14 protein-coding genes are annotated in these 20,966 nt (G+C 45.9%); 9 read left to right on the top strand and 5 right to left on the bottom strand.

What is annotated here, in order from left to right:
* Positions 1 to 4: 4 nt before the first annotated feature.
* The 4 genes from PBAL39_RS10940 to PBAL39_RS10925 all read right to left on the bottom strand — a co-directional run bounded on the left by PBAL39_RS10940 (position 5) and on the right by PBAL39_RS10925 (position 5,715).
* Complete coding sequence (locus PBAL39_RS10940) at positions 5 to 1,024, bottom strand: type IX secretion system membrane protein PorP/SprF (RefSeq protein ID WP_008241323.1); 1,020 nt, start codon at positions 1,022 to 1,024, stop codon at positions 5 to 7.
* Positions 1,025 to 4,606, bottom strand: a complete 3,582-nt coding sequence (locus PBAL39_RS10935; protein ID WP_008241322.1) for a PKD domain-containing protein — start codon at positions 4,604 to 4,606, stop codon at positions 1,025 to 1,027.
* An 11-nt stretch (positions 4,607 to 4,617) separates the two neighbouring features.
* Positions 4,618 to 5,085, bottom strand: a complete 468-nt coding sequence (locus PBAL39_RS10930; protein WP_008241320.1) for a response regulator — start codon at positions 5,083 to 5,085, stop codon at positions 4,618 to 4,620.
* Between the two features lie 165 nt (positions 5,086 to 5,250).
* On the bottom strand, positions 5,251 to 5,715 hold the full coding sequence (locus PBAL39_RS10925; protein WP_008241319.1) for a response regulator: 465 nt from the start codon (positions 5,713 to 5,715) through the stop codon (positions 5,251 to 5,253).
* 123 nt (positions 5,716 to 5,838) lie between these two features.
* Here PBAL39_RS10925 and PBAL39_RS10920 point away from each other — a divergent pair, with 123 nt between their 5' ends.
* Genes PBAL39_RS10920 through PBAL39_RS10900 form a run of 5 tightly spaced genes read left to right on the top strand, consistent with a single transcriptional unit; the run spans position 5,839 to position 12,462 of the window.
* A complete protein-coding gene (locus PBAL39_RS10920) occupies positions 5,839 to 8,130 on the top strand; it encodes an Rv1355c family protein (RefSeq protein ID WP_008241317.1) in 2,292 nt (763 codons plus the stop codon).
* A gap of 7 nt (positions 8,131 to 8,137) precedes the next feature.
* On the top strand, positions 8,138 to 8,836 hold the full coding sequence (locus PBAL39_RS25575; protein ID WP_008241315.1) for a hypothetical protein: 699 nt from the start codon (positions 8,138 to 8,140) through the stop codon (positions 8,834 to 8,836).
* The gene (locus PBAL39_RS25800) at positions 8,829 to 10,979 is read left to right on the top strand and encodes a 7TM diverse intracellular signaling domain-containing protein (RefSeq protein WP_008241313.1); all 2,151 of its coding nucleotides are present in this window, start codon (positions 8,829 to 8,831) and stop codon (positions 10,977 to 10,979) included. The genes PBAL39_RS25575 and PBAL39_RS25800 overlap by 8 nt, the downstream gene beginning before the upstream one ends.
* 9 nt (positions 10,980 to 10,988) lie before the next feature.
* Positions 10,989 to 12,074 carry a hybrid sensor histidine kinase/response regulator gene (locus tag PBAL39_RS10905; protein ID WP_008241305.1) on the top strand — a complete coding sequence of 362 codons (1,086 nt, stop codon included), beginning with the start codon at positions 10,989 to 10,991 and terminating at the stop codon, positions 12,072 to 12,074.
* Positions 12,058 to 12,462, top strand: a complete 405-nt coding sequence (locus PBAL39_RS10900) for a response regulator (RefSeq protein WP_008241303.1) — start codon at positions 12,058 to 12,060, stop codon at positions 12,460 to 12,462. Before PBAL39_RS10905 ends, PBAL39_RS10900 begins: the two co-directional genes overlap by 17 nt.
* Before the next feature lie 47 nt (positions 12,463 to 12,509).
* Here PBAL39_RS10900 and fabV read toward each other — a convergent pair whose 3' ends face one another.
* Positions 12,510 to 13,700 carry an enoyl-ACP reductase FabV gene (gene fabV / locus PBAL39_RS10895; protein ID WP_008241302.1) on the bottom strand — a complete coding sequence of 397 codons (1,191 nt, stop codon included), beginning with the start codon at positions 13,698 to 13,700 and terminating at the stop codon, positions 12,510 to 12,512.
* A 262-nt stretch (positions 13,701 to 13,962) separates the two neighbouring features.
* Here fabV and PBAL39_RS10890 point away from each other — a divergent pair, with 262 nt between their 5' ends.
* From PBAL39_RS10890 to PBAL39_RS10875, 4 genes are all read left to right on the top strand, one after another.
* On the top strand, positions 13,963 to 15,219 hold the full coding sequence (locus PBAL39_RS10890) for a putative DNA modification/repair radical SAM protein (RefSeq protein WP_008241301.1): 1,257 nt from the start codon (positions 13,963 to 13,965) through the stop codon (positions 15,217 to 15,219).
* A 12-nt stretch (positions 15,220 to 15,231) separates the two neighbouring features.
* Positions 15,232 to 16,011, top strand: a complete 780-nt coding sequence (locus PBAL39_RS10885; protein ID WP_008241300.1) for a TIGR03915 family putative DNA repair protein — start codon at positions 15,232 to 15,234, stop codon at positions 16,009 to 16,011.
* A 171-nt stretch (positions 16,012 to 16,182) separates the two neighbouring features.
* The gene (locus PBAL39_RS10880; RefSeq protein WP_198139813.1) at positions 16,183 to 17,781 is read left to right on the top strand and encodes a tetratricopeptide repeat protein; all 1,599 of its coding nucleotides are present in this window, start codon (positions 16,183 to 16,185) and stop codon (positions 17,779 to 17,781) included.
* 358 nt (positions 17,782 to 18,139) lie between these two features.
* Positions 18,140 to 20,965, top strand: coding sequence for a TonB-dependent receptor (locus tag PBAL39_RS10875; protein WP_039866446.1), 2,826 nt, complete (start codon positions 18,140 to 18,142; stop codon positions 20,963 to 20,965).
* Position 20,966 lies beyond the last annotated feature (1 nt).

The raw sequence follows: 20,966 nt of genomic DNA, 5'->3' as shown, positions 1-20,966 counted from the left end.
CGCCTTACCACATGCGCATGGTGCTCAGCACCTCATATACATTATTTAACTGTACGCCCAATACGATTTCATGACTTCCATTGCTCACTGTGCTGAGCTCGGAAGTAGTGAAATCGTAAGCGTAAGTCAGGTTAAACATCTTGTTGATGTTCACTCCGGCCATCCCGGAAAAGGAATCATTTTTACGAAAACTGCCACCGACCCACAATTTATCCTTAAAAGAGACCTTCACATTCATGTCCATCGCCAATGGCGTAGGGCTCACCTTCTTGAACATCACCGAGGGGGTAATGGAGATCTCATCATCAACAAACAGGCGATACCCAGCAGTCACAAAGAGGTGTGCCACTTCCTTGCCACCGCTATAGTTGATGTCATCCGTAAATGAAAGCTTCTGCGATAAAACCTGCTGCACGGAGGCACCGGCAAAAAAACGGGAGCCATAAAGCCATATCCCAACACTGAGGTCCGGTTTCAGCTGACTAACAATAGTATTCCCCAGCGCAGGATCAGCAATGTCCTGTTCCTCAAAACGCAATGCGTTGGCATCCAGACCTATTCTTGTAACCCCGGCGGCGGCACCTACAGAAAAGTTCCAGGTATCGTGCAGCTGCAGGTGGTAAGCATAAGTCAGGGAAGCATCAAGCCTCGATATCGGTCCCAGCTCATCCAAAACGGCAACAACGCCCATCCCATGGTGAGGGGGCGAGGCTGTATAATTCTGCATGTAGTTGCGGCTCATCGGATGGTCACCCTCATCAGGCAGCGACAGTGCATTTTTCCAGAGGTAGTCGTCTCCAAGCTTCCAGTTTGCAGTAAAAAAGGTCGTTTGCGGACTGTCCTTTATTCCCGCCCATTGTTTCCGGTAGCCAAACTTCAGATCGGTATAATTCTCTATTCCGCTTAACGCGGGGTTCAGCAGATAGTTGTTAAAGATATACTGGGTATAATGTGGCCGTTGCTGCGCCATGGCCTTACCCATCAGCAGCAATACAAGGAAAGTCAGGCGAATAAATATTTTCAACTATCTGATTAATGTTAGTGAACCGGAAATGCGCTTTCGGCCATTACCAGGATCTATTAAATAATAATATGTTCCCACCGGCAAGGCCTGATTTCTATAATTACCGTCAAAAGGTATGAAATAATTTTTACTGTGAAACACTTTTTCTCCATATCGGTTGAAAATATCCACGGTTACATTCGGATAGCTATCCAGGTTGGGAAGGTTCCAGACATCGTTCCTTCCATCACCGTTCGGAGAAAAAGCATTCGGGGGAACAATTTCGTCCAGGACTTTCACAAAAACGCGGTCGGTCGCCGTACAACCATCTTTTGAAGTTACCGTAAGCGTATATTCAGTGTCCCTCTCCGGCCTGGCTATAGGGTTCAGCAGGTCATCGCGCTCCAGTCCCGCAGCAGGGCTCCACCTGAAGCTGACCTCCAGCCCTGTCGCAGTTGCATTCATCCGACGCTCCCCTCCCGCCAGAATCACCATATCGGCCCCTGCATCGACCGATGGCATGGGACTGACTGTTATCGAGTGCAGCACTTCTATTGCACAGCCATTCTCAGATATAAAACGACACCTGATCAGATGGACGCCAACACCGGCACGTTCAGGATAAAACATCCCCTGCCCATCTACGCCGGGGCCTGAAAACGACATCGTTCCGTCGACCTGGCTCAGTTCTGTAGCCGTCAACTGCAGCGGACCTGCATTAACGCATCGGGAAACATCCATTTCAAAGTTAAGGTCAGGAACCGGCTTAAGAAACAATTGCTCAGTTTTAGTATCCTGGCAGCCGGCTGACAAGCTTCCCGAGAAGACCTTCAGCCGGAGATTTGCCGGACGGTCCTGCCCTCCAGAAAAAGAAGGGTAGCTGAAAGTATAAGTATCTCCCGATGAAGGTTGCAGCACCTCAAGGATCATCACCTCATCCAGAAACCACTGGAGTCTCGTAATGGAACCCGCATCCACCGAGGAGCGGTCCTTCACCTGAAACCGCTGGTCGCTGCACAGCAGTGCACGATCCAACACCTCAAAAGCAGCAATGGGATTAGCTCCGTTCACCACCAGGTTTTTGATGATTGTTAAGCCACAGCCACTTCCATTAAATACCCGTAGCTGCACACGATAAGTTCCCGAAGCACGATACTGATGCTGTCCATCCACTGTTGTCGCAGCATTCAATATGCCTGATGCCGGATCGCCAAAATCCCACTCATAACGTAAAGGCCCCGCCCCCCAATTTCCTGTGGAGGACAGGTTTTTAAATATTGCAGGTCCGTCTGTCATGCAGATTTCAGGGAGCTCAAAGTCAACATCAGGAACTCCATATACGGTAACCATTTGTTCTGAAGCCACACTCACACAGCCTGCTTCGTTTTCTACCATAAGTAACACCTTGTAGGTCCCCGGTAATCGGTAAAGGTGTAAGGGATGCTGAATTTCAGAGGTATTGGGTTGATCTGGCGTAGTCTGCAAAGCATCGCCGAAATCCCAGTGCCATTTCAACAACCTGCCCGCTCCGGGAAGAGAGCGGTCGGTAAATCTCACCATTTGTGTTGCGCAGGCCAATGGCACTTCAAAATCAGCCACCGGCTGCGCATTAACATGCACACCGAAAGGTGTCGAAACCGCAGATGCGCAGCCTGCTTCACTTTCGACAGTCAGCCTGATCTCGAAATCCCCCGCATTGGGATATACATGATCAAAGGCAGCTCCCGAAGTCCTGGTTTCAAAGGTGCCATCGCCAAAATCCCAATGCCATTTCACAATCGGCTTGCCACTTGCTGGCCGGTCGTCCGACAAACGGACTGCCTGGTTGGCGCAGATTTTAGCGGGCGCACCAGTGAAGGCAGCAGCAGGCAGCTCAAAAACCTCAAAATCGAGCACCAGCTCTTCATTGGCATCACACCCTGAGGGGTTTGGGTTCAGGCTCTGTACCTTCACCTGGTGCAGCCCAGGCCCATTAAAGGTCAGCTCTTCCAGATATTTATACTGATAGGCAGTGACGCCATTCAGCTGTATGACCTCCGGCACAGGCCGGTTGACCGGAGCCTGCACCTGTCCGTCTATCGTCCAGCTCAGGCGTTCGGTCTGATAGGGCAATGTAAGCGTCAGTGCGGAGGTCCTGCCCACGCAGACCTCCGTAGTCTTTAACCCCGTCTCTACATTGGAAATCTCTATATTCTGAAAAAGGTTTTTCACATCTGCGCCCGCCAGGTACCCATAAGATTCCACATGGCCATAGCCGTAGGCAATCGCCGAAAAACCACCATCAGCGGTCAACGTATGAGTAGGACGAAGCAGCGACCTGGCGGTTACATCCTCCTGCAGGTAAACATATCCTGATGCTCCTACCGGTACGAAAACTCCCGAGGGTACTTGTCCGTTGATGCGAAACGAAGATTTATCGTCATCACGGATGATCACATTGATATAATGTTGCGTAATTTGTGTAGGCGGTGAAGTCTGGTTCGCAAGTGCAGAATAAACTGTAATCTTGGACAGCGTCTGTTCCACCGGGTTCAGCACGGTCATTTCTGGATCTCCAGGATTCACGGGATGATCGTCGGTCCCTGCATTTCGTGGATCACAATCCTGGCTCACCTGGTATTGCACCAGGCTGATCGGCTCCGAAGCAGTCACCCGATTGGCAGTGCTGGAGCTGAAATCGTAATAGTCCCCCTTGTTGAACACCCCGCGTGGAATACCGTTGACGGCCGCTGTGGTATTGTTCCTGCTGAAATAAATCCGGAACACATCAAAAGGGCGGTTGATGAAAGGCGCCGTGATAAACTCCTTTCCCCAGGACGTAACGGGGTAAAGCTGCTGATAGAGATTATCGCCACCAACCTGCGACTCCCGTTGTGCGTTGCAAAAGCCCAGCCAGGAGCTGCCTGAGAACACAGCAATCGGCTTACAACCACCGTTACTGCCGGCTACGGACACCAAATGCGAGCCGGATAAGTCGGTACGCGACTGATACTGATAAGCTTCCCCCCGCTGCAGCGTGATGCTGTAAGTGACATTAGCTGCATGACGCCCCGCGATGTCCGTTGCCTTAGGGGTAATTTCGATCGTCGTCTGGTCCTCAACAGCGATGATGGAAAACTCGGAATAGGTCACAGGAAACCTTGAATTGCTGTTTTGGGTGTAGGCAGACACATAATACTCTCGCCCCAGCACCTTTGCAGGCAGGATCAGGCTGGAGGCAGAACGTGCGGCCCTGAAAATGTGCGAATAGACCACTACCGGTCGTGCGGCGGTTACATGAATTGCCTTTCCACGTTCCACTACATCGGAACTGCCAAGATAGGCATCAATGGTATTCGGATCGATCAGCACAGGAGTGACCGTATTCGCATTAATGGTAAAGGGAGATCCCGGAATTGGAGAATTGCCAACGGTTACGCTGGCCGTGGTGTTCACATCCGAGGTAAGGTATAAATACAGACGCGATTCCTTACCATCCACATGTCCTGTATAGGCTACCCAGAAATCGGTGCCTTTGTTTGAGGTATTCTGACCGTAGACACCCGAGGAGAGAAACAGGAAAATCAGTAATGCCAATTGCAGCAAGCTCCGGATTCCCCTCATTTATTTATAGGTTAAGGGAGTAAATTTTGCTTCAGCAGGGCCTCAAGCTGGTCATTTGCAACCAGTAATTTCGCGGTCAGTTCCCTGTTTTCTTTTCTTAGGACGTAAAGTTCATGTGCCTTTTCAATGTTAATGCGAAGGTCGTCCTCCATCCATGGCTTCTGAATGTATTTATATACCTGCCCTTTATTGATCGCATCAATTACGGCATTGATGTCTGCATAACCTGTAAGTAAAATCCTGATGGGCTCAGGAAAATCAGGGATGATGGATTCCAGGAATTCAATACCCGTAGTCACCGGCATTCTCTGATCGGTGATGATGATGTGTATATCTTCTGTTTCCAGCACTTTACGTCCTTCCAGGGCTGATTCGGCCGTAAAGATGTTAAACTTGCGCCTGAAACTGGCCTTGAAAGCATTCAGATTATGGACCTCATCATCAACATAGAGGACATTTACAGAAGTGTCTGAATTCATAATGATCACCTTATTTTGGGTTAAATATATTTCATTTACAACGAACAAAAAAGCAATTCGGCAGATAAAAAGCGAAGCAGATTTTATTCTTAAATAATTAAAGGAAGAGGTATAAAAGTATCAGAAAACGGCACGGATTACACCAATCGTAAAAAAGAAGGGGTACTAAGAGATTAATTTCTGACGTAACATAAATTCCAATTGTTGGTTTACTACGAGAAGTTTTTCATTGAGCTCTTTATTTTTCTTTCTCAACAGAAAAATTTCGAAAGCTTTTTCAATATAGATCCGCAGTTCATCTTCCTGCCATGGCTTCGTTACGTAGAGGTATACCTGTCCCTTATTAATGGCATCAATGACTGCCGCAATGTCTGCATAACCTGTCAGCAGGATACGTATCGGCTCAGGGTAAATGGTTAAGATAGACTCCAGGAACTCTACTCCAGTCATCTGTGGCATACGCTGATCGGTGATGATAATATGGATTTCTTCCTGGGCGAGAATGGGCAACGCGTCCTTCGCAGACTCCGCAGTGAACACATTAAATACCCTCCTGAATGACGCTTTAAACGCATTGAGGTTATGTACCTCGTCGTCTACATATAAAATATTTATGAGTTGATCTTCCATGTAAACACAAAATTAGATAAAAGTCACTAAATACCTCTTAAAAAGCGAAACTATGTCTTAAATATAACTATTTTTGTGCATAAGGATGACAATACCAAAGCTTAAACATTAATTTTTTATCAGATGTTCCAACTCGAAAACCCTACCCAGGAAGACCATTCTTCTTACGAACCCCAGTTTTTTAGAATTTACAACGCACAGGACAAGCTTGCATTGGAGGAGTTATTAACGAATAATCCTGCCATCAGGATCCACGATGAACTCCATACACAGCTCGATGACCTGATCAAATCAAAACATCCGAAGAGAAAACCTGAACCCCAGGAGCTCGAAAAATTAAGGGCCGAACATATAGGAAACCTTTCTATGACCGAATACGGCGTCTGGGTATACTATCCATGGTCCCTACGACTGGTGCACCTGCTGGACGAAGATGAATTCATGCAGGTCCGCACCAACAGGAACATATACAAAATTACTCCCGAAGAAAGAGATCTCCTCGGACAGCAGAAAGTTGGCGTTGTCGGTCTTTCAGTAGGTCAGTCCGTTTCCATCACTATGGCGATGGAAAGAAGCTTTAAGGAAATCAGACTTGCAGACTTTGATACCCTGGAGCTGACCAACATCAACCGCATCCGTACAGGTGTGCACAACTTGGGGACCCTCAAAGTGATCATTGTAGCACGTGAGATTAAAGAAATTGACCCCTTCCTGAAGGTGGTGATCTTCCCTGATGGACTGACAGAAGAAAACATGGACCGTTTCTTCTCCGAAGGCGGCAACCTGGACATGGTGGTTGACGAGGCCGACGGGCTTGACATCAAGATACATTTGAGAATCAAAGCGAAAGCCCTGGGCATCCCGGTGATCATGGACATGAGCGACAGAGGCACGGTGGATGTAGAAAGGTTCGATCTCGAACCCGACCGCCCGATCCTGCATGGCATGATCGACCACCTTGATCCCTCCAAAATAAAAGACCTGAAGACCAACGAAGAAAAGGTTCCTTACCTGCTGGCCATGATCGGTATTGACACCTTATCTGCAAGACTGAAGGCATCCATGGTCGAGGTAGGCCAGTCAATTACCACCTGGCCTCAGCTGGCCTCAGCAGTTGCACTGGGCGGTGCTTTGTGTGCCGATGTACATAGGCGCATCATCCTGGGTAAATACCATGAATCAGGCCGCTATTTTGTGGATATCGAAGAACAAATCAGCGACAAAAAACCAGCCGTTGACCAAGATTACGATGTGGTAGACCTCCGTGCAGCAGACCTGACCGATGAAGAGATTGCTGATGCCATAAAGAACATCCCTCAGCAAGCAGGTAGTATCGTACTCACCGAAGCACAAACCAATCAGCTGGTAACGGCGGCGATACTCGCGCCATCAGCAGGAAACAACCAGCCATGGAAATGGGTGGCCGGTAAAGGGCAGCTGTTTCTGTTCCACGATGAGAAACATTCGGTATCATGGGGCGACTTTGACAACATCACTTCCAACATCGCCTTTGGTACAGCTATTGAAAACCTGAAGATTGAAGCCAGTAAACTCGGCCTTCAGCCAGCATACCAGCTTTTCCCCAATGCAGATAACAAAAGACTTGTGGCACATTTCAGCTTCAGTGAAGACAAAACACCTTATCTTCCGGAACTGGCACCGGGTATCGGCCTGAGGTTAACGAACCGCAAAAAAGGCACTGCAAAACTGAAGCTTGATGAAAAAGCAGCCGCTCAATTGACTGATATTGTCTCTTTTGATTCCGAGGCAACGCTGGAGCTGATCCAGGACGACCATCAGATTGATCAGATTGCCAATATCGTCGCAGGTGTGGAGCGGGTTCGTTTCCTTTATCCTCAGGGTCACCACGACTTTTATTCCAAAGAAATCAGGTGGACTGACGACAGCGTCAATAGCACTAAGGACGGATTGGATGTACGATCAATGGAACTTTCTGAATCCGATAAAACTGGTTTGTTTGTAGCTTCCAATCCGGAAGTCATCAAATTGTTAAATAAATGGGGAAAAGGAACTGCCTTTGAGAAATTATCAAGGACCGCAATCGAATCCTCTTCAGCCATTGGACTGATCTCCATGCCTGAATATAACGCTGAGAATTTCATTAAAGGTGGCGAGGCAGTTCAGCGTGCATGGATCAATGCCAATATGAACGGGCTGTCTGTACATCCCATCTCTGCACCTCTGTTCCTGTTCGCCAGGTTAAACCATGGCAATGGAGAAGGGCTAACTGAGAGAATGAAGGAAGAGCTTACAAAATATCAACGCGAACTATTACAAATTTTCCCATCTTTAGCGCAAAATCAGGGTATATTTATGTTCAGACTGTCACATGCCGACGATGCATCTGTCAGATCCGTGCGTAAACCTCTGGAGAATGTATTGAAATATACTTAAGAGATTTATGGGGATAAAACTTAGATTCCGATCATTTACTGCAATTCACGACCCTGAAACTTGTGAAAAATACCTGGAGGGACACGTCCAGGTATTAAAAGATTACGGCATCACCAATATCACCACCAATAACAGGCAATGGATGAGCCTGCCCAATGTACATGGCATTGTTGCGGAAACGGAAGATGGAACAGTGGTGGGCGGTGTCCGTGTACACATTGCTGATGGCGTTCATCCGCTGCCGGTAGAAGACGCGGTCGGCTATATGGATCAGAACGTAGCAACCATCATCAACCAGTATTTTGATGATGGTACAGGCGAACTCTGCGGCCTCTGGAATGCAAAAAGCGTTGCCGGCATCGGCATCAGCATTCTGCTGGTCAGGGCAGGCATTGCCATTGTCAACCAGATCCGGCTGGCGTCGCTTTTTACGATCTGCGCCGATTATACCCTGCCCATGGTACGCAAGGTGGGCTTCATCGTTGAAGACTCGCTGGGAAAAGATGGAGAGTTTGTGTATCCCAACGACAGCTACATCGCACGCGTACTCCGGAAGATGAATGCCGAGACATTGGAAACTGCCGAAGAATTTGACCGCAACAGGATATTTGACCTGCGCAACCACCCCATACAGCACACCATGGAAACCGGCCCCAAAGGGGACGTTGAAATTGACTACCAGCTTGTTATTCCGACCTATGAATAGACTTTGGAACATCGTCCTGCTGCTGTTCGTTCTGTTGCTCCCGGAACGTTTATCAGCACAGGATACTCTGATTATCCGCAATCAACAGATCGCACGCAACTTCGGAGAAAAACTGGTCATGCTTGTAGATTCTACCAACCAGCTTGGTATCAACAGCGTCAAGACGAGAACTGACTATCAGAAGATCACTGCGGCCGTACCGAACCTGGGGGTATCTAACTTCAGTTATTGGTTAAAGTTTTATGTGGTCAGCGAGCTGACAGATTCTGATGCCATTCTGCAACTGCAGCTTCCCACCATCGACTATCTTGACTTTTTCCTTGTGGATTCTGCCGGAAAGGTAGTCCGCCATGACGAGACAGGGGATCGCGTCAGTTACCATCAGAGGACCTACGACAATCCAATTTACACCTTCCGCTTCACACCGGAGAAAAAAAAGGTTTATTCCATCTACCTTAAAATTCATGGGGGCGAACAACTGCAGGCTCCCCTCACCCTAGGTCCTGCCATTGAACTTGGTGAGGAAATTCAAGATTCGATTATCATCTTTGGCTTATATGTGGGTATCGTATCGGTGATGTTCATATACAACCTGTTTTTATTCATCTCTACGAAGGATAAGACCTATCTGTATTACATCGTCTACATCTTTATTATCGGACTGACGCAGGCCAATTTCCAGGGATATGCGTTTAAGTTCATCTGGCCGAATAACCTCTGGCTGTCGACCTATGCCGTGTACATACTCAGCTCCATCGCAGCATTGTCGGCGATAGAGTTTATGAAGTTGTTTCTGCACACCAAACACTACCTTCCTACCCTGCATAAAATACTGAATGCGTTCTATATCCCGTATATATTTGCCATGACTGCTGCTTTTATGGGCTACCTGAACATCGGGTATCAGGTGATCCAGATTACAGCCACCCTGGCAGCGGTGTATATGCTCATTGTGGCGGCAAAGGTTTACGCAAAGGGATATACGCCAGCCAAGTTTTTCCTGATCGCATGGAGTGTATTTTTGCTGGGTGTATGCACTTTTGTAATGAAGGACTACAACTTACTCCCTTACAACACACTCACATTTAACATGATGACATTAGGGTCGGCCGTGGAGGTAACCTTGCTTTCATTTGCGCTTGCAGATAAAATCAACACTTTCAAAAAAGAGAAGGAAGAATCTCAGGCTGAAGCACTCCGGATCTCCAAGGAAAATGAACGGCTCATTCGTGAACAAAACATTGAACTCGAAGAGAAAGTCAGGGTCAGAACCCTTGAACTCCAGAGTTCCTACAATAACCTCGAAGTGGCGTTAAAAGATCTCAAAGAAGCACAAAGCCAGTTGGTAGATTCTGAAAAAATGGCCGGACTTGGTCAACTCACTGCTGGCATTGCTCATGAAATCAACAACCCCATCAACTTCGTGACATCAAACATCAAACCTCTGGAGCTCGATATAGATGAGCTGAATGAGGTAATCCAGATGTATGAATCGCTAAACCTTGATGGTGACCTGAATGCACAGCTAACTGCGATTGAAGCCTTCAAAAAGAGAATTGACATCAACTTTGTAAGAGATGAAATCAAATCACTGCTGAGTGGCATCGGAGAGGGCGCAAAACGTACCGCAGAAATCATAAGAAGCCTGAAAAACTTCAGCCGACTCGATGAAAATGACACCAAACCTGTTGACCTAAATGAAGGTTTAGACTCCACGCTTGTACTCGTACGAAGTACTTTCCCTTCCAATCTGAACATCACCAAAAATTACGGCAATATCCCTAAAGTGGAATGTCTTCCTGGAAAGATCAACCAGGTGTTTATGAACCTGATCAGCAATGCCATTCAGGCCATTAAAGGAAAAGGCACAACGGAGGAAAATGAAGAGCTGATCATTAGTACCTGGCATGAGGGCGATCATGTAAAGATCAGCATTAAGGATACGGGGCCGGGAATGACGGAAGAAGTGAAGCAGAAGATATTCGAGCCATTTTTCACTACTAAAGACGTTGGCGAAGGCACAGGACTCGGACTTTCCATTGTTTTTAGAATAATCGAAAACCACAACGGCCAGATAGATGTTTTAACAAATTTGAATCAAGGTACAGAATTTATTATTACCTTACCTCTCGTATCTAAATAACGGCTTATTATGAATGCAACAACTATACGTGTTTTGTATATTGATGATGAGGAAAATAACTTACATGCTTTTAAAGCAAGTTTCAGAAGACAATACGAAATATATACCGCCCTGTCTGCCGTTGAGGGGCTAAAGATCCTTGAAAATGTTCCAGTTCAGGTGATCATTGCAGATCAGAAAATGCCAAACACTACCGGAGTGGAGTTCTTCAAAAGCATCAAGAACACCTTCCCTGACCCCACAAGAATTCTGCTGACCGGTTATACGGATATTGAAGCTTTAGCAGATGCCATCAATCATGGCGACATCTATAGATACATCACCAAGCCATGGAATGACCTGGAGCTGCACAATTCCATTAAAAATGCATACGATGCTTACAAGTCTAAGATAGACCTCAGAAATAAAGTTGCTGAGCTGGAGAAGACCAACGACGAGCTGAACAGATTTATCTATAGCATCTCCCACGAACTGAGGGCGCCATTGGTGTCTACTATGGGGATTGTCAACCTTGTGAAGATGGAAAACCTTTACCATTCCAGTGGCGAGTACTGGCCACTCATAGAATCCTGCTCCAATAAACTGGACTATTACATCCAAAAAACGCTACAGTATTACAAGAACAATAAGATCGTTTCTGAAAATACGTCAATCGACTTCAACATGCTCATTGTTGATCTGATTGAGTTATATGCCTATAGCGACAGGGACCTGCAGTTCAATGTAAATGTACGGCAGGATCTGCCATTTTTTGGTGATGCCTTCCGCATTGAGGTGATCCTGGGCAATCTGATTTCCAATGCCATAAAATATCAGAAAGAAAATGAAAATGATAAACATGTAAACATTGATATTGAAGTGAATTCTACGCAGGTAGGTATTTCCATCAATGACAATGGCATGGGCATCCTCAATGAACACCTGGAGAAGATCTTCCAGCAGTTTTTCAAAAGTAAGATCAATCATGGCAGTGGCCTGGGGCTTTTTATTGTTAAAGAAGCTTTGAACAAGATCAGTGGGAAGATCAGCGTCAGCTCAAATCCAACAGATGGTACCACATTTAAAATTACGATCCCTAATGTCAACCAAGCCTAAAAAAGTCATGTTAATTGATGACAATGAAGTAGACCTGAAAATCAACTCCAAAATCATTACGTTATCAAACTTATTTGAAGACATCATCATTTGTCACTCCGGTGAAGAAGGCCTGCTCTACCTTAAAAATCATGTTGATCAACAAGAGCTCCTGCCCGACTTCATCCTTCTGGACATCCAGATGCCGGAGATGGATGGATTTGAATTCCTCGAGTTTTATAAGAGATTATCAAATGACATCACCGACAAATGCCTTGTCGCTATACTTTCTTCTACATTGGATTTTGGTGACATCCAAAGAGCGGAAGCAAATCCTCAAGTCATCAGACTCTTAAAAAAGCCACTTATGCCGGCAGAATTAAAAGAGATTCTTGATAAATACATATAAAAAAAGCACCTCAATTGAGGTGCTTTTTTTATATGTATTCCGGCTTTTTATACCAGTCCGGAAATCTGAACCATTTCGTCACTTTCCTTTTGGTAATCCACGCCTTCCACATCGAAACCAAAAAGGTTCAGGAAATCATGTTTGTAACCCGCAAGGTCACCGATAACCGGCAGGCTTTCCGTGGTTGCTTCCGACCAAAGCTCAGCAACATGTGCCTGTACGTCTTCGCGCATCTCCAGATCATCTACACGGATTCTTCCTTTCTCATCTACAGGAATTGATGCTCCAGTATAAAGGCGATCCGCAAAAAGACGTTGAATCTGCTCGATACATCCTTCATGAAGCCCTTTCTCTTTCATCACCTTGTACAGTAAAGAAATATATAACGGGATCACAGGAATCGCTGAGCTGGCCTGAGTTACCAATGCTTTATTTACCGAAACAAAGGCCTTGCCATCAAGATCTTTCAGCGTATCACTGATCGTAAATGCAGTAGCTTCCAGATGGTCTTTCGCAGCACCGATAGTACCTTTACGGTATACTGCCTCCGTCAAAGCAGGGCCTATATAAGAATATGCAACGGTAGTCGCTCCCGGCGCCAGCAGCCCTGCAGCTTTCAGCTGATCGATCCACATCGCCCAGTCGGAACCTCCCATTACAGCAACGGTATTTTCAATATCATCACCAGCAGCAGGCTGAATGGAAACCTCAGAAACGATACCAGTATGGAAGTCGACAGTTTTATTGGTGAATACATCTCCGATTGGCCTCAACACTGAGTTATGCACCACGCCTGTTACCGGGTGTAGTCTCTTAGGAGAAGCAAGGCTATAGATGATCAAATCGATTTGTCCGAGATCAGCTTTGATCAGGTCCATCGTTTTCTGCTTGATTTCATTAGAGAAGGCATCGCCGTTAATGCTTTTTGCATATAATCCCGCCTCATGCGCACGCTCTTCAAAAGCGGCAGTATTGTACCAGCCTGGAGAGGCAGTTTTTCCCGGTGCTGGTGGCTTTTCAAAATACACGCCGATGGTCGATGCTTCAGATCCAAAAGCACTTGTAATTCTTGAAGCCAGGCCGAATCCTGTAGAGGCACCGATCACCAATACCCTTTTCGGACCAGCCACAGGTCCTTTAGATTTTACATAGTTAATCTGGTTCAACACATTCTGAGCACATCCTTCAGGATGCGCCGTAAGACATATAAAACCGCGTATTTTAGGCTCAATAATCATAAACGTTTATATTTTAATTCTAATTTATTCTTTCTTCCGGATAGTACTTCTAACCTTTTATTCAGCAAACATAACAAAAACAAAATAATTATGTCAGCGCTTATTTTTACACATCAATAGAAAACGACCTCCAATTGCGTCTTTAACACCCTCCATGGCTAAACTTAAATCTAATCAAGTTGACGAACTAATGCATTCCATTTTAGAATATTACTAATTTTAATAGTTTATAATACTATATTTGTTAGTAAACACCAATTATATGTCAGAACGAATCCGGGAAAAACTCAGCATCCTGGCCGATGCGGCCAAATACGATGTTTCCTGCTCTTCCAGCGGCAGTAACCGTAAAAATGAAAAAGGAGGATTGGGCAATGGCCATACTTCAGGCATCTGCCATACCTATACTGAAGATGGCCGTTGCGTCTCACTGCTGAAGATCCTGCTCACCAACCATTGTATTTTCGACTGTGCCTATTGCGTTTCTAGGAAAAGTAACGATATTGAAAGGGCAGCCTTTACTGTTGAAGAGGTGGTGGAGCTGACGATGAACTTTTATCGCCGTAATTACATAGAAGGATTATTTCTCAGTTCGGGCATCTTCAAAAATGCAGATTTCACTATGGAGCGCCTGTTGAAGGTGGTGAAGAAACTTCGCCTGGAGGAACGGTACAATGGATATATCCATTTAAAAACTATTCCCGGTGCCAGTGAAGAGCTCATCCGAGAAGCCGGTATGTATGCAGACCGTATGAGCATCAACCTCGAGATGCCCACAGAAAGTGGACTGAAGCTCCTTGCGCCAGAAAAAAGCCATAAGGAAGTAATCCAGCCCCTGGCTTATGTACAGCGGCAGATCATACAGTTTAAAGAAGAGAAAAAACTGATAAAAAGCGTCCCCAAGTTTGTTCCTGCCGGCCAAAGTACACAGATGGTTATTGGTGCCACGCCGGAAACGGACAAAGAAATTATGCATACGGCAAATGAATTTTACAGAAACTTCGGGTTACGAAGGGTGTATTATTCGGGTTATGTGCCGATCAGCAACGACAACAGGCTGCCTATTATCGGTAGCCAACCGCCGCTGATCCGTGAAAACAGACTGTACCAAACCGACTGGCTAATGCGCTTTTATGGGTTTCATGTGAATGAGCTACTCAATGATGCCAATCCCCACCTTGATATCGATATTGACCCGAAGCTCAGCTGGGCACTGCGTAACCTGCAGTTTTTTCCTGTAGACATTAACGTGGCATCCTATAAGATGATCATGAGGGTTCCGGGCATTGGCATCAACTCCGCAAAAAAGATCGTACAAGCCCGTCAATATGGTAAATTGCGAATAGATCAGCTCCAAAAGATAGGCGTTGCCTACAACAGGGCAAAACATTTCATCAAATGTGCCGACAGCCCTTATCAGCTGAAAGAGTACCAGAGCACGCAAATCAAATCCTTTATACTCGCGGAGAGTCAGAGTAAGTATCTTAAAAATGATACTAGTCAACTCATCTTATTCTAAATATAGGTGTTTATGAGGATCACTTACCTTTTTGACGGTAGCATGGAGGGACTGCTTTGTGCGGTATTTGAATCTTTCGAACGAAAAGCCAAACAGGTAAAAGTTGAGCTTTTGCAACACCATCAGCCTGATGCCTTTACGGAATCTATGCAGATCCACAACGACAGTAAAAAGGCAGGAAGGGTGTGGTCGGCCCTTCAAAAAAAGCTGTCCCCCGCCTGGATAAGAAAATTTTATTGCTGTTTCCTCTCTGAGCGGCCGGACGCATATACCAGCCTGTACGAATTTTGCCATTACCTCTTCACACATCCGGCCGGAGCGGAAGACAACTATGGGAATGAACACGTGCTGCTGATTGCCCAGATGGCCAGAAAGGTGGAACGTGAGAAACATCGAATGGAAGCTTTCATCCGATTTCAGGAAAGTCAGGATGGTTTATTTTATTGCGGGATTGATCCGGACTTTAATGTACTGCCCCTCATCATGAAACATTTTAAGGACCGTTACGCCAGTCAGCGTTGGCTGATCTACGACATCAACAGAAATTACGGCCTGTTTTATGATGAAGTGTCTGTGGAGGAAGTCCATCTTGATTTTGAAACACAAAAGAGACTGCAAAAGATTCCTATAAACGCTCAGGCCAGCAAAGAACAGCTTTACGCCGTATTATGGAAGGACTATTTTAAGAGCACGAATATTGTTGCACGCAAAAACACAAAGCTCCATACACAGCATGTGCCTAAACGATATTGGAAATATCTGACCGAAAAACAGATCGATTCATTCGGCTAAGGGCAGCCTTTGGCACCCATCTTTTGTTAAACCTCCCTTAACTTAACGATAAATTAACATTAAGGTCATTACTTTGTGGCTGACAAACCATTTGCAGCACACCGCAAGCCATAAAGGGATATGAGACCAGACCGCATCACGATTTTTGTACTGTTAAATTTCCTGCTTTGCATGACCGTATTTTCCGAGCCTTGTCGCGGTCAGTATCTGGATGATGATAATGACAACGGCTTATATGACACCTACCATTTCGGCCGCCCTGACTCAGTATTTCTGCAGCTGAAAAAGCAAAGTATAAAAGCCGCAAATGCTGGCAACCTGGACGAGCAGGGCAGTGCTCTCCGAAAAATGGGAGAGATCTGCTTCCACCTGGGTCACTATGGTCGTGCATTGGAATATCTTCTTGATGCACGGGCGATGTTCGAAAAGATCAAACGGGATGACCTGCTTGCCGACAACTTTTTGAGTCTGGGAACGCTTTATTTCTACAACAGGGATACCTTAAAATCTAAACAGAGTTTCAACACTGCCATGCATCTTTTCAAAAAGAGGAACAACCAGCAAGGCATTGCCGCCACATTAGGAAAACTCGGACACCTCCTGGAAAAAAAGCAAAAGTATAAGGAGGCGTTCAGCTACCAGCAACAGGCGCTGAAAGTCTACATCGCCATCAACGACAGATCGGGAATGGCCAGGACCTTCGAGAACCTGGGCAGCATCCATGAAGACCTGGCTACCTACGACAAAGCCATGTCCTATTTCCAGTCGGCACTGGATATCTATCAGAAAAGCGGCCAGGTGGTCCCCTCCATTGAAGTCATCAACAACATTGGGGACATTTACCGGAAAACTGCGCAGCTCGAAAAAGCCATTAGTTATTATTTTAAGGCACTGGCACTGTCGAAAAAGTTCAATGAGATGTACCAGATCAACTCTGCATACCGGGACATCGCAAAGTCCTACAACCTCAAAAACAACAACGACAGCGCCTATAAATATGCAGAGCTGTCCCGCTCCTACCTGCTCAAAATATATTCTATTGAAGGCAACAAACAAATGGCTTTCCTGCAGGCCCTGAATGATCTTGAAAAGAAAAACAATGAAATCCGGACGCTTCAGAATGAAAAAAAGATGAACGTCATCATCACCATTGCGACTGTTCTTGTCATCATCCTGCTGTTGCTATCGGTATTCCTGCTCACTAGCCGCCAGCGCATCAAACTCAGTGCTGAAAGGCAATACAGCAAACAGCAGTTTGAGATCTTCGAAACCCAGCGGAAACTGATGGAAGCAGATCTGAAGAATAAAGAAATGGAAGAGACCCAGCTCAAGTCAGACATAGAACTGAAATCTAAAGAACTGACAACACAGGTACTGCATGTCATCCGGAAAAATCAATTGCTGGAAAGCCTCAAAAGCCAGTTGGAGGAGATGGCTAAAGACGATAAAAGAGACCAGAAAAAACAGTTTCGCCAGGTTATCCAGCAGATCAATCAGAATTTCAACAACGACAACTACTGGACAGAATTCCGCCAGCTCTTCGAACAGATACACCACTCCTTCTTTGATAACCTGAACAGGCAGTTTCCCGGCCTTACGGCTACAGACCTCAGACTCATCTCACTGCTTAAAATGAACATGGATTCTAACGACATGGCCGCCATGCTGGCCATCTCTCAGGACAGCCTTCGCATTGCCAGATACCGGCTGCGCAAAAAGCTTAACCTCGACCAGGGTGAAAACCTCGTTTCATTTCTGCAATCAATATAACAACTCAACTGTCAGCTACTTCTGCTAATGATAGCTCATAGACAGCATTTTATGCCATCTGATCAACATCATCAGACATTGCTCCAATACTGACCCTACGGAAGCGTGTTCCAAAGAAGCCAAAAAGCAGCGGCAAAATATACTTAACATTTAATAAATATGGCCTTAACAATTAGATAACGGATGTTTTAACACAAACAAACCGTTGAATAAAAGACACTTACAAAATAGCATACACTTTTTGTATACGCGAAAATTGCCGATGTTTACTTCATGTAACAGCGAATATTTGACTGGCAACAGAATCTGTCACAACTTGCGGCAGTAATCAAAAAACGAATACTTAACAAAACTGTTCATGAAGAAAATTCTACTGTTCGCGATCATTATGACATGCCTGTCGACAATGACATTTGCTCAAAGCGGACTGCTGACCGGGCAGGTCACAGACCAGCAAAAGCTCTCCCTGCCGGGCGCCGTATTAAACCTGACTCCGGGAAATATCCATACCGTTTCGGATACGTATGGAAAGTTCCAGTTTTTAAATGTACCGCAGGGGACCTACAAATTAACGGTCACCTATATCGGATACAACATCTTCACCACTGAAGTGACTATGACCCGGGAGAGGGTGGTCACCGTTAATGTAGGTATGGAAGAAGCAGCCATCGTTGGTAAGGAAGTCGTCATCATGGGCGACCGCCTGCGTGGTCAGGCAAAAGCCCTTAATATTCAGAAAAACAAAATGAATGTCTCCAACATCGTTTCTGCAGACCAGGTGGGCAGGTTTCCTGATGCCAATATCGGTGATGCCGTAAAACGCATTCCAGGAATCACCATGCAAAACGATCAGGGCGAAGCCAGGAACATCATCATCCGTGGTCTTGCTCCGGAGCTGAACTCCGTTACCATTAACGGCGACCGCATTCCTTCTGCTGAGGGTGACAACCGACGGGTGCAAATGGACCTGATCCCTTCTGATATGATCCAGACCATTGAGGTGAGCAAAACATTAACTCCTGATATGGACGCTGACGCCATCGGCGGATCGGTAAACCTCATCACCAGGGCCACTCCTAACGGCGAACGAATCTCTGCAACCATCTCCGGCGGATATGCGCCTATACGTGAAAAGCCATTATACAATGGTAGTTTCGTGTATGGAAACCGCTTCTTCGACAACAAGTTCGGCATGGTGCTCAGCGGATCTTTCAACCACAATAACTATGGCTCAGACAACGTTGAAGCAGTATGGAAAAAAGACGACTTCGGCAATACCTTTATTGAGGAACAGGACATCCGCAAGTACGACATCAAACGTATCCGCAGAAGTGCTGCTGCTGCATTGGATTACAAATTCAATGAGAAAAACAACATCAGCTTCAATGCCATGTACAACTGGCGTGATGACAAGGAAAACAGGTATCGCTTCCAGATCAAAGACCTGGAGCCTGTTTACGATGTCAACGATAACATCACAGGATATACAGGTGCCATTAACCGCCAGACGAAAGGTGGCATCAACAACAACAGGGTCGATAATGCACGACTGGAAGAACAAAAAGTACAAAACTATTCTTTAAACGGAGAGCATGTGTTCGGTTCAAAATTGGATTTCCACTGGTCCCTGAACTATGCCAGGGCAAGTGAATACCGCCCGAATGAAAGATACATCTCTTATGAAGCTTCGGATGTGACCTTTAATTCCGATTTCGGACCCTCACGTTACCCTTTTGTAAATCCGGTTATGGCGACAGCCCTGAACGACTACGAGCTGGATGAGATCACCGAAAACACCGACAAGACCCAGGAGGATGAGTTTGGTGCAAGACTAGACTTCCGCGTTCCCCTGTCCGCTTTCGCCAATCAAAAAGGGCGTCTTCGCTTTGGTGCTCGGTTGAGGTTGAAAAACAAAGACAGAAACAATACCTTCACCGAATACAGCCCGCTGAACGGAGACTTGGACAACCTTTCACAAACCAATCAGCAGTTCTGGGGTAGCAACAACTGGCAGCCCGATCAAAAATATCAACCAGGTACTTTTGCAAGCAAGCAATATCTTGGTGGACTGCAGCTGTCCAATACCAGCTTATTTGAAGCGGAAGATGTAGCAAAAGAATATCTTGCTGCGAATTATAACGCCAAAGAAACCATCACCGCAGGATACCTGAGATGGGACCAGGACTTCAGCACGCAACTGTCAATGATCGCTGGTATGCGCCTTGAGAACACAAAGATAAAATATGAAGGCAACCTGATTCAGGATGAGTCTGAACTGGAGGGTACAAGGAGAATTGAAAACAGCTACCTCAATGTATTGCCGGGGCTAACCTTCAAATATGTTCCATTAGAAAATATGGTCATCAGAGCTGCCGCCACAACAGCACTGGCACGTCCTAACTACTACACCCTTACCCCTTTCGTAAATACTGTGATGGACGACAGTGAAATCTCTGCCGGAAATCCAGACCTTAAAGCTTCTTATGCATGGAACTATGACCTCATGGGCGAATACTATTTTAAATCTGTAGGGATTATCTCTGGAGGCTTGTTTTATAAAAAAATCAACAACTTCATCTATCAGTTCAGAGATGAAAACCTGACCACTGCCAAATTTGCGGAGCAGTTCCCTGACCTTGGCAACCCGGTGCCTGCAGGTGAAAGCTGGACGCTTACACAAGCCAGAAATGGGGAAGCCGTAAAAGTTTATGGTTTCGAAGTTGCGATGCAACGCCAGCTGGACTTCCTGCCTGGAAAATTCCTTCAGGGATTCGGCGTGTATGCCAACTATACCTATACAAAGTCTAAAGCCAGCGGTATTTTCAATGAAGATGGTGAAATGAGAAGTGGCATCGCTCTACCAGGCACTGCCCCGCATATGTTCAATGCTTCTTTATCATGGGAAAACAAAAAGTTCTCTGCGCGACTGTCACTGAACTATACTGCCGACTACATCGATGAGCTTGGTGGCAACGACTTTGAAGACCGCTTCTACGACAAACAGGTATTCCTGGATGCCAACGCCTCCTACGTGATCGCAAAATCATGGCGCATCTTCGGTGAAGCCAATAACTTAACCAACCAGCCGCTGCGTTACTACCAGGGAGTTGCTTCCCAAACTATGCAAATGGAATACTACCGCAGCAAGTTTAACCTTGGTCTTAAATTTGACCTCAACAAATAAT

The sequence above is a fragment of the Pedobacter sp. BAL39 genome (genome assembly GCF_000170795.1).
Taxonomy (GTDB): domain Bacteria; phylum Bacteroidota; class Bacteroidia; order Sphingobacteriales; family Sphingobacteriaceae; genus Pedobacter.
Note: the sequence above shows the minus strand (reverse complement) of the source record. Positions and strands in the feature narration are given on the sequence as shown.

Bases quoted from the DNA above. Each gene is read 5' to 3' on its own strand.
- PBAL39_RS25575 (WP_008241315.1), top strand. From the start codon at position 8,138: ATGGGGATAAAACTTAGATTCCGATCATTTACTGCAATTCACGACCCT.
- PBAL39_RS25800 (WP_008241313.1), top strand. From the start codon at position 8,829: ATGAATAGACTTTGGAACATCGTCCTGCTGCTGTTCGTTCTGTTGCTC.
- PBAL39_RS10920 (WP_008241317.1), top strand. From the start codon at position 5,839: ATGTTCCAACTCGAAAACCCTACCCAGGAAGACCATTCTTCTTACGAA.
- PBAL39_RS10885 (WP_008241300.1), top strand. From the start codon at position 15,232: ATGAGGATCACTTACCTTTTTGACGGTAGCATGGAGGGACTGCTTTGT.
- PBAL39_RS10890 (WP_008241301.1), top strand. From the start codon at position 13,963: ATGTCAGAACGAATCCGGGAAAAACTCAGCATCCTGGCCGATGCGGCC.
- PBAL39_RS10930 (WP_008241320.1), bottom strand. From the start codon at position 5,085: ATGAATTCAGACACTTCTGTAAATGTCCTCTATGTTGATGATGAGGTC.
- PBAL39_RS10875 (WP_039866446.1), top strand. From the start codon at position 18,140: ATGAAGAAAATTCTACTGTTCGCGATCATTATGACATGCCTGTCGACA.
- fabV (WP_008241302.1), bottom strand. From the start codon at position 13,700: ATGATTATTGAGCCTAAAATACGCGGTTTTATATGTCTTACGGCGCAT.
- PBAL39_RS10935 (WP_008241322.1), bottom strand. From the start codon at position 4,606: ATGAGGGGAATCCGGAGCTTGCTGCAATTGGCATTACTGATTTTCCTG.
- PBAL39_RS10900 (WP_008241303.1), top strand. From the start codon at position 12,058: ATGTCAACCAAGCCTAAAAAAGTCATGTTAATTGATGACAATGAAGTA.
- PBAL39_RS10925 (WP_008241319.1), bottom strand. From the start codon at position 5,715: ATGGAAGATCAACTCATAAATATTTTATATGTAGACGACGAGGTACAT.
- PBAL39_RS10880 (WP_198139813.1), top strand. From the start codon at position 16,183: ATGACCGTATTTTCCGAGCCTTGTCGCGGTCAGTATCTGGATGATGAT.
- PBAL39_RS10905 (WP_008241305.1), top strand. From the start codon at position 10,989: ATGAATGCAACAACTATACGTGTTTTGTATATTGATGATGAGGAAAAT.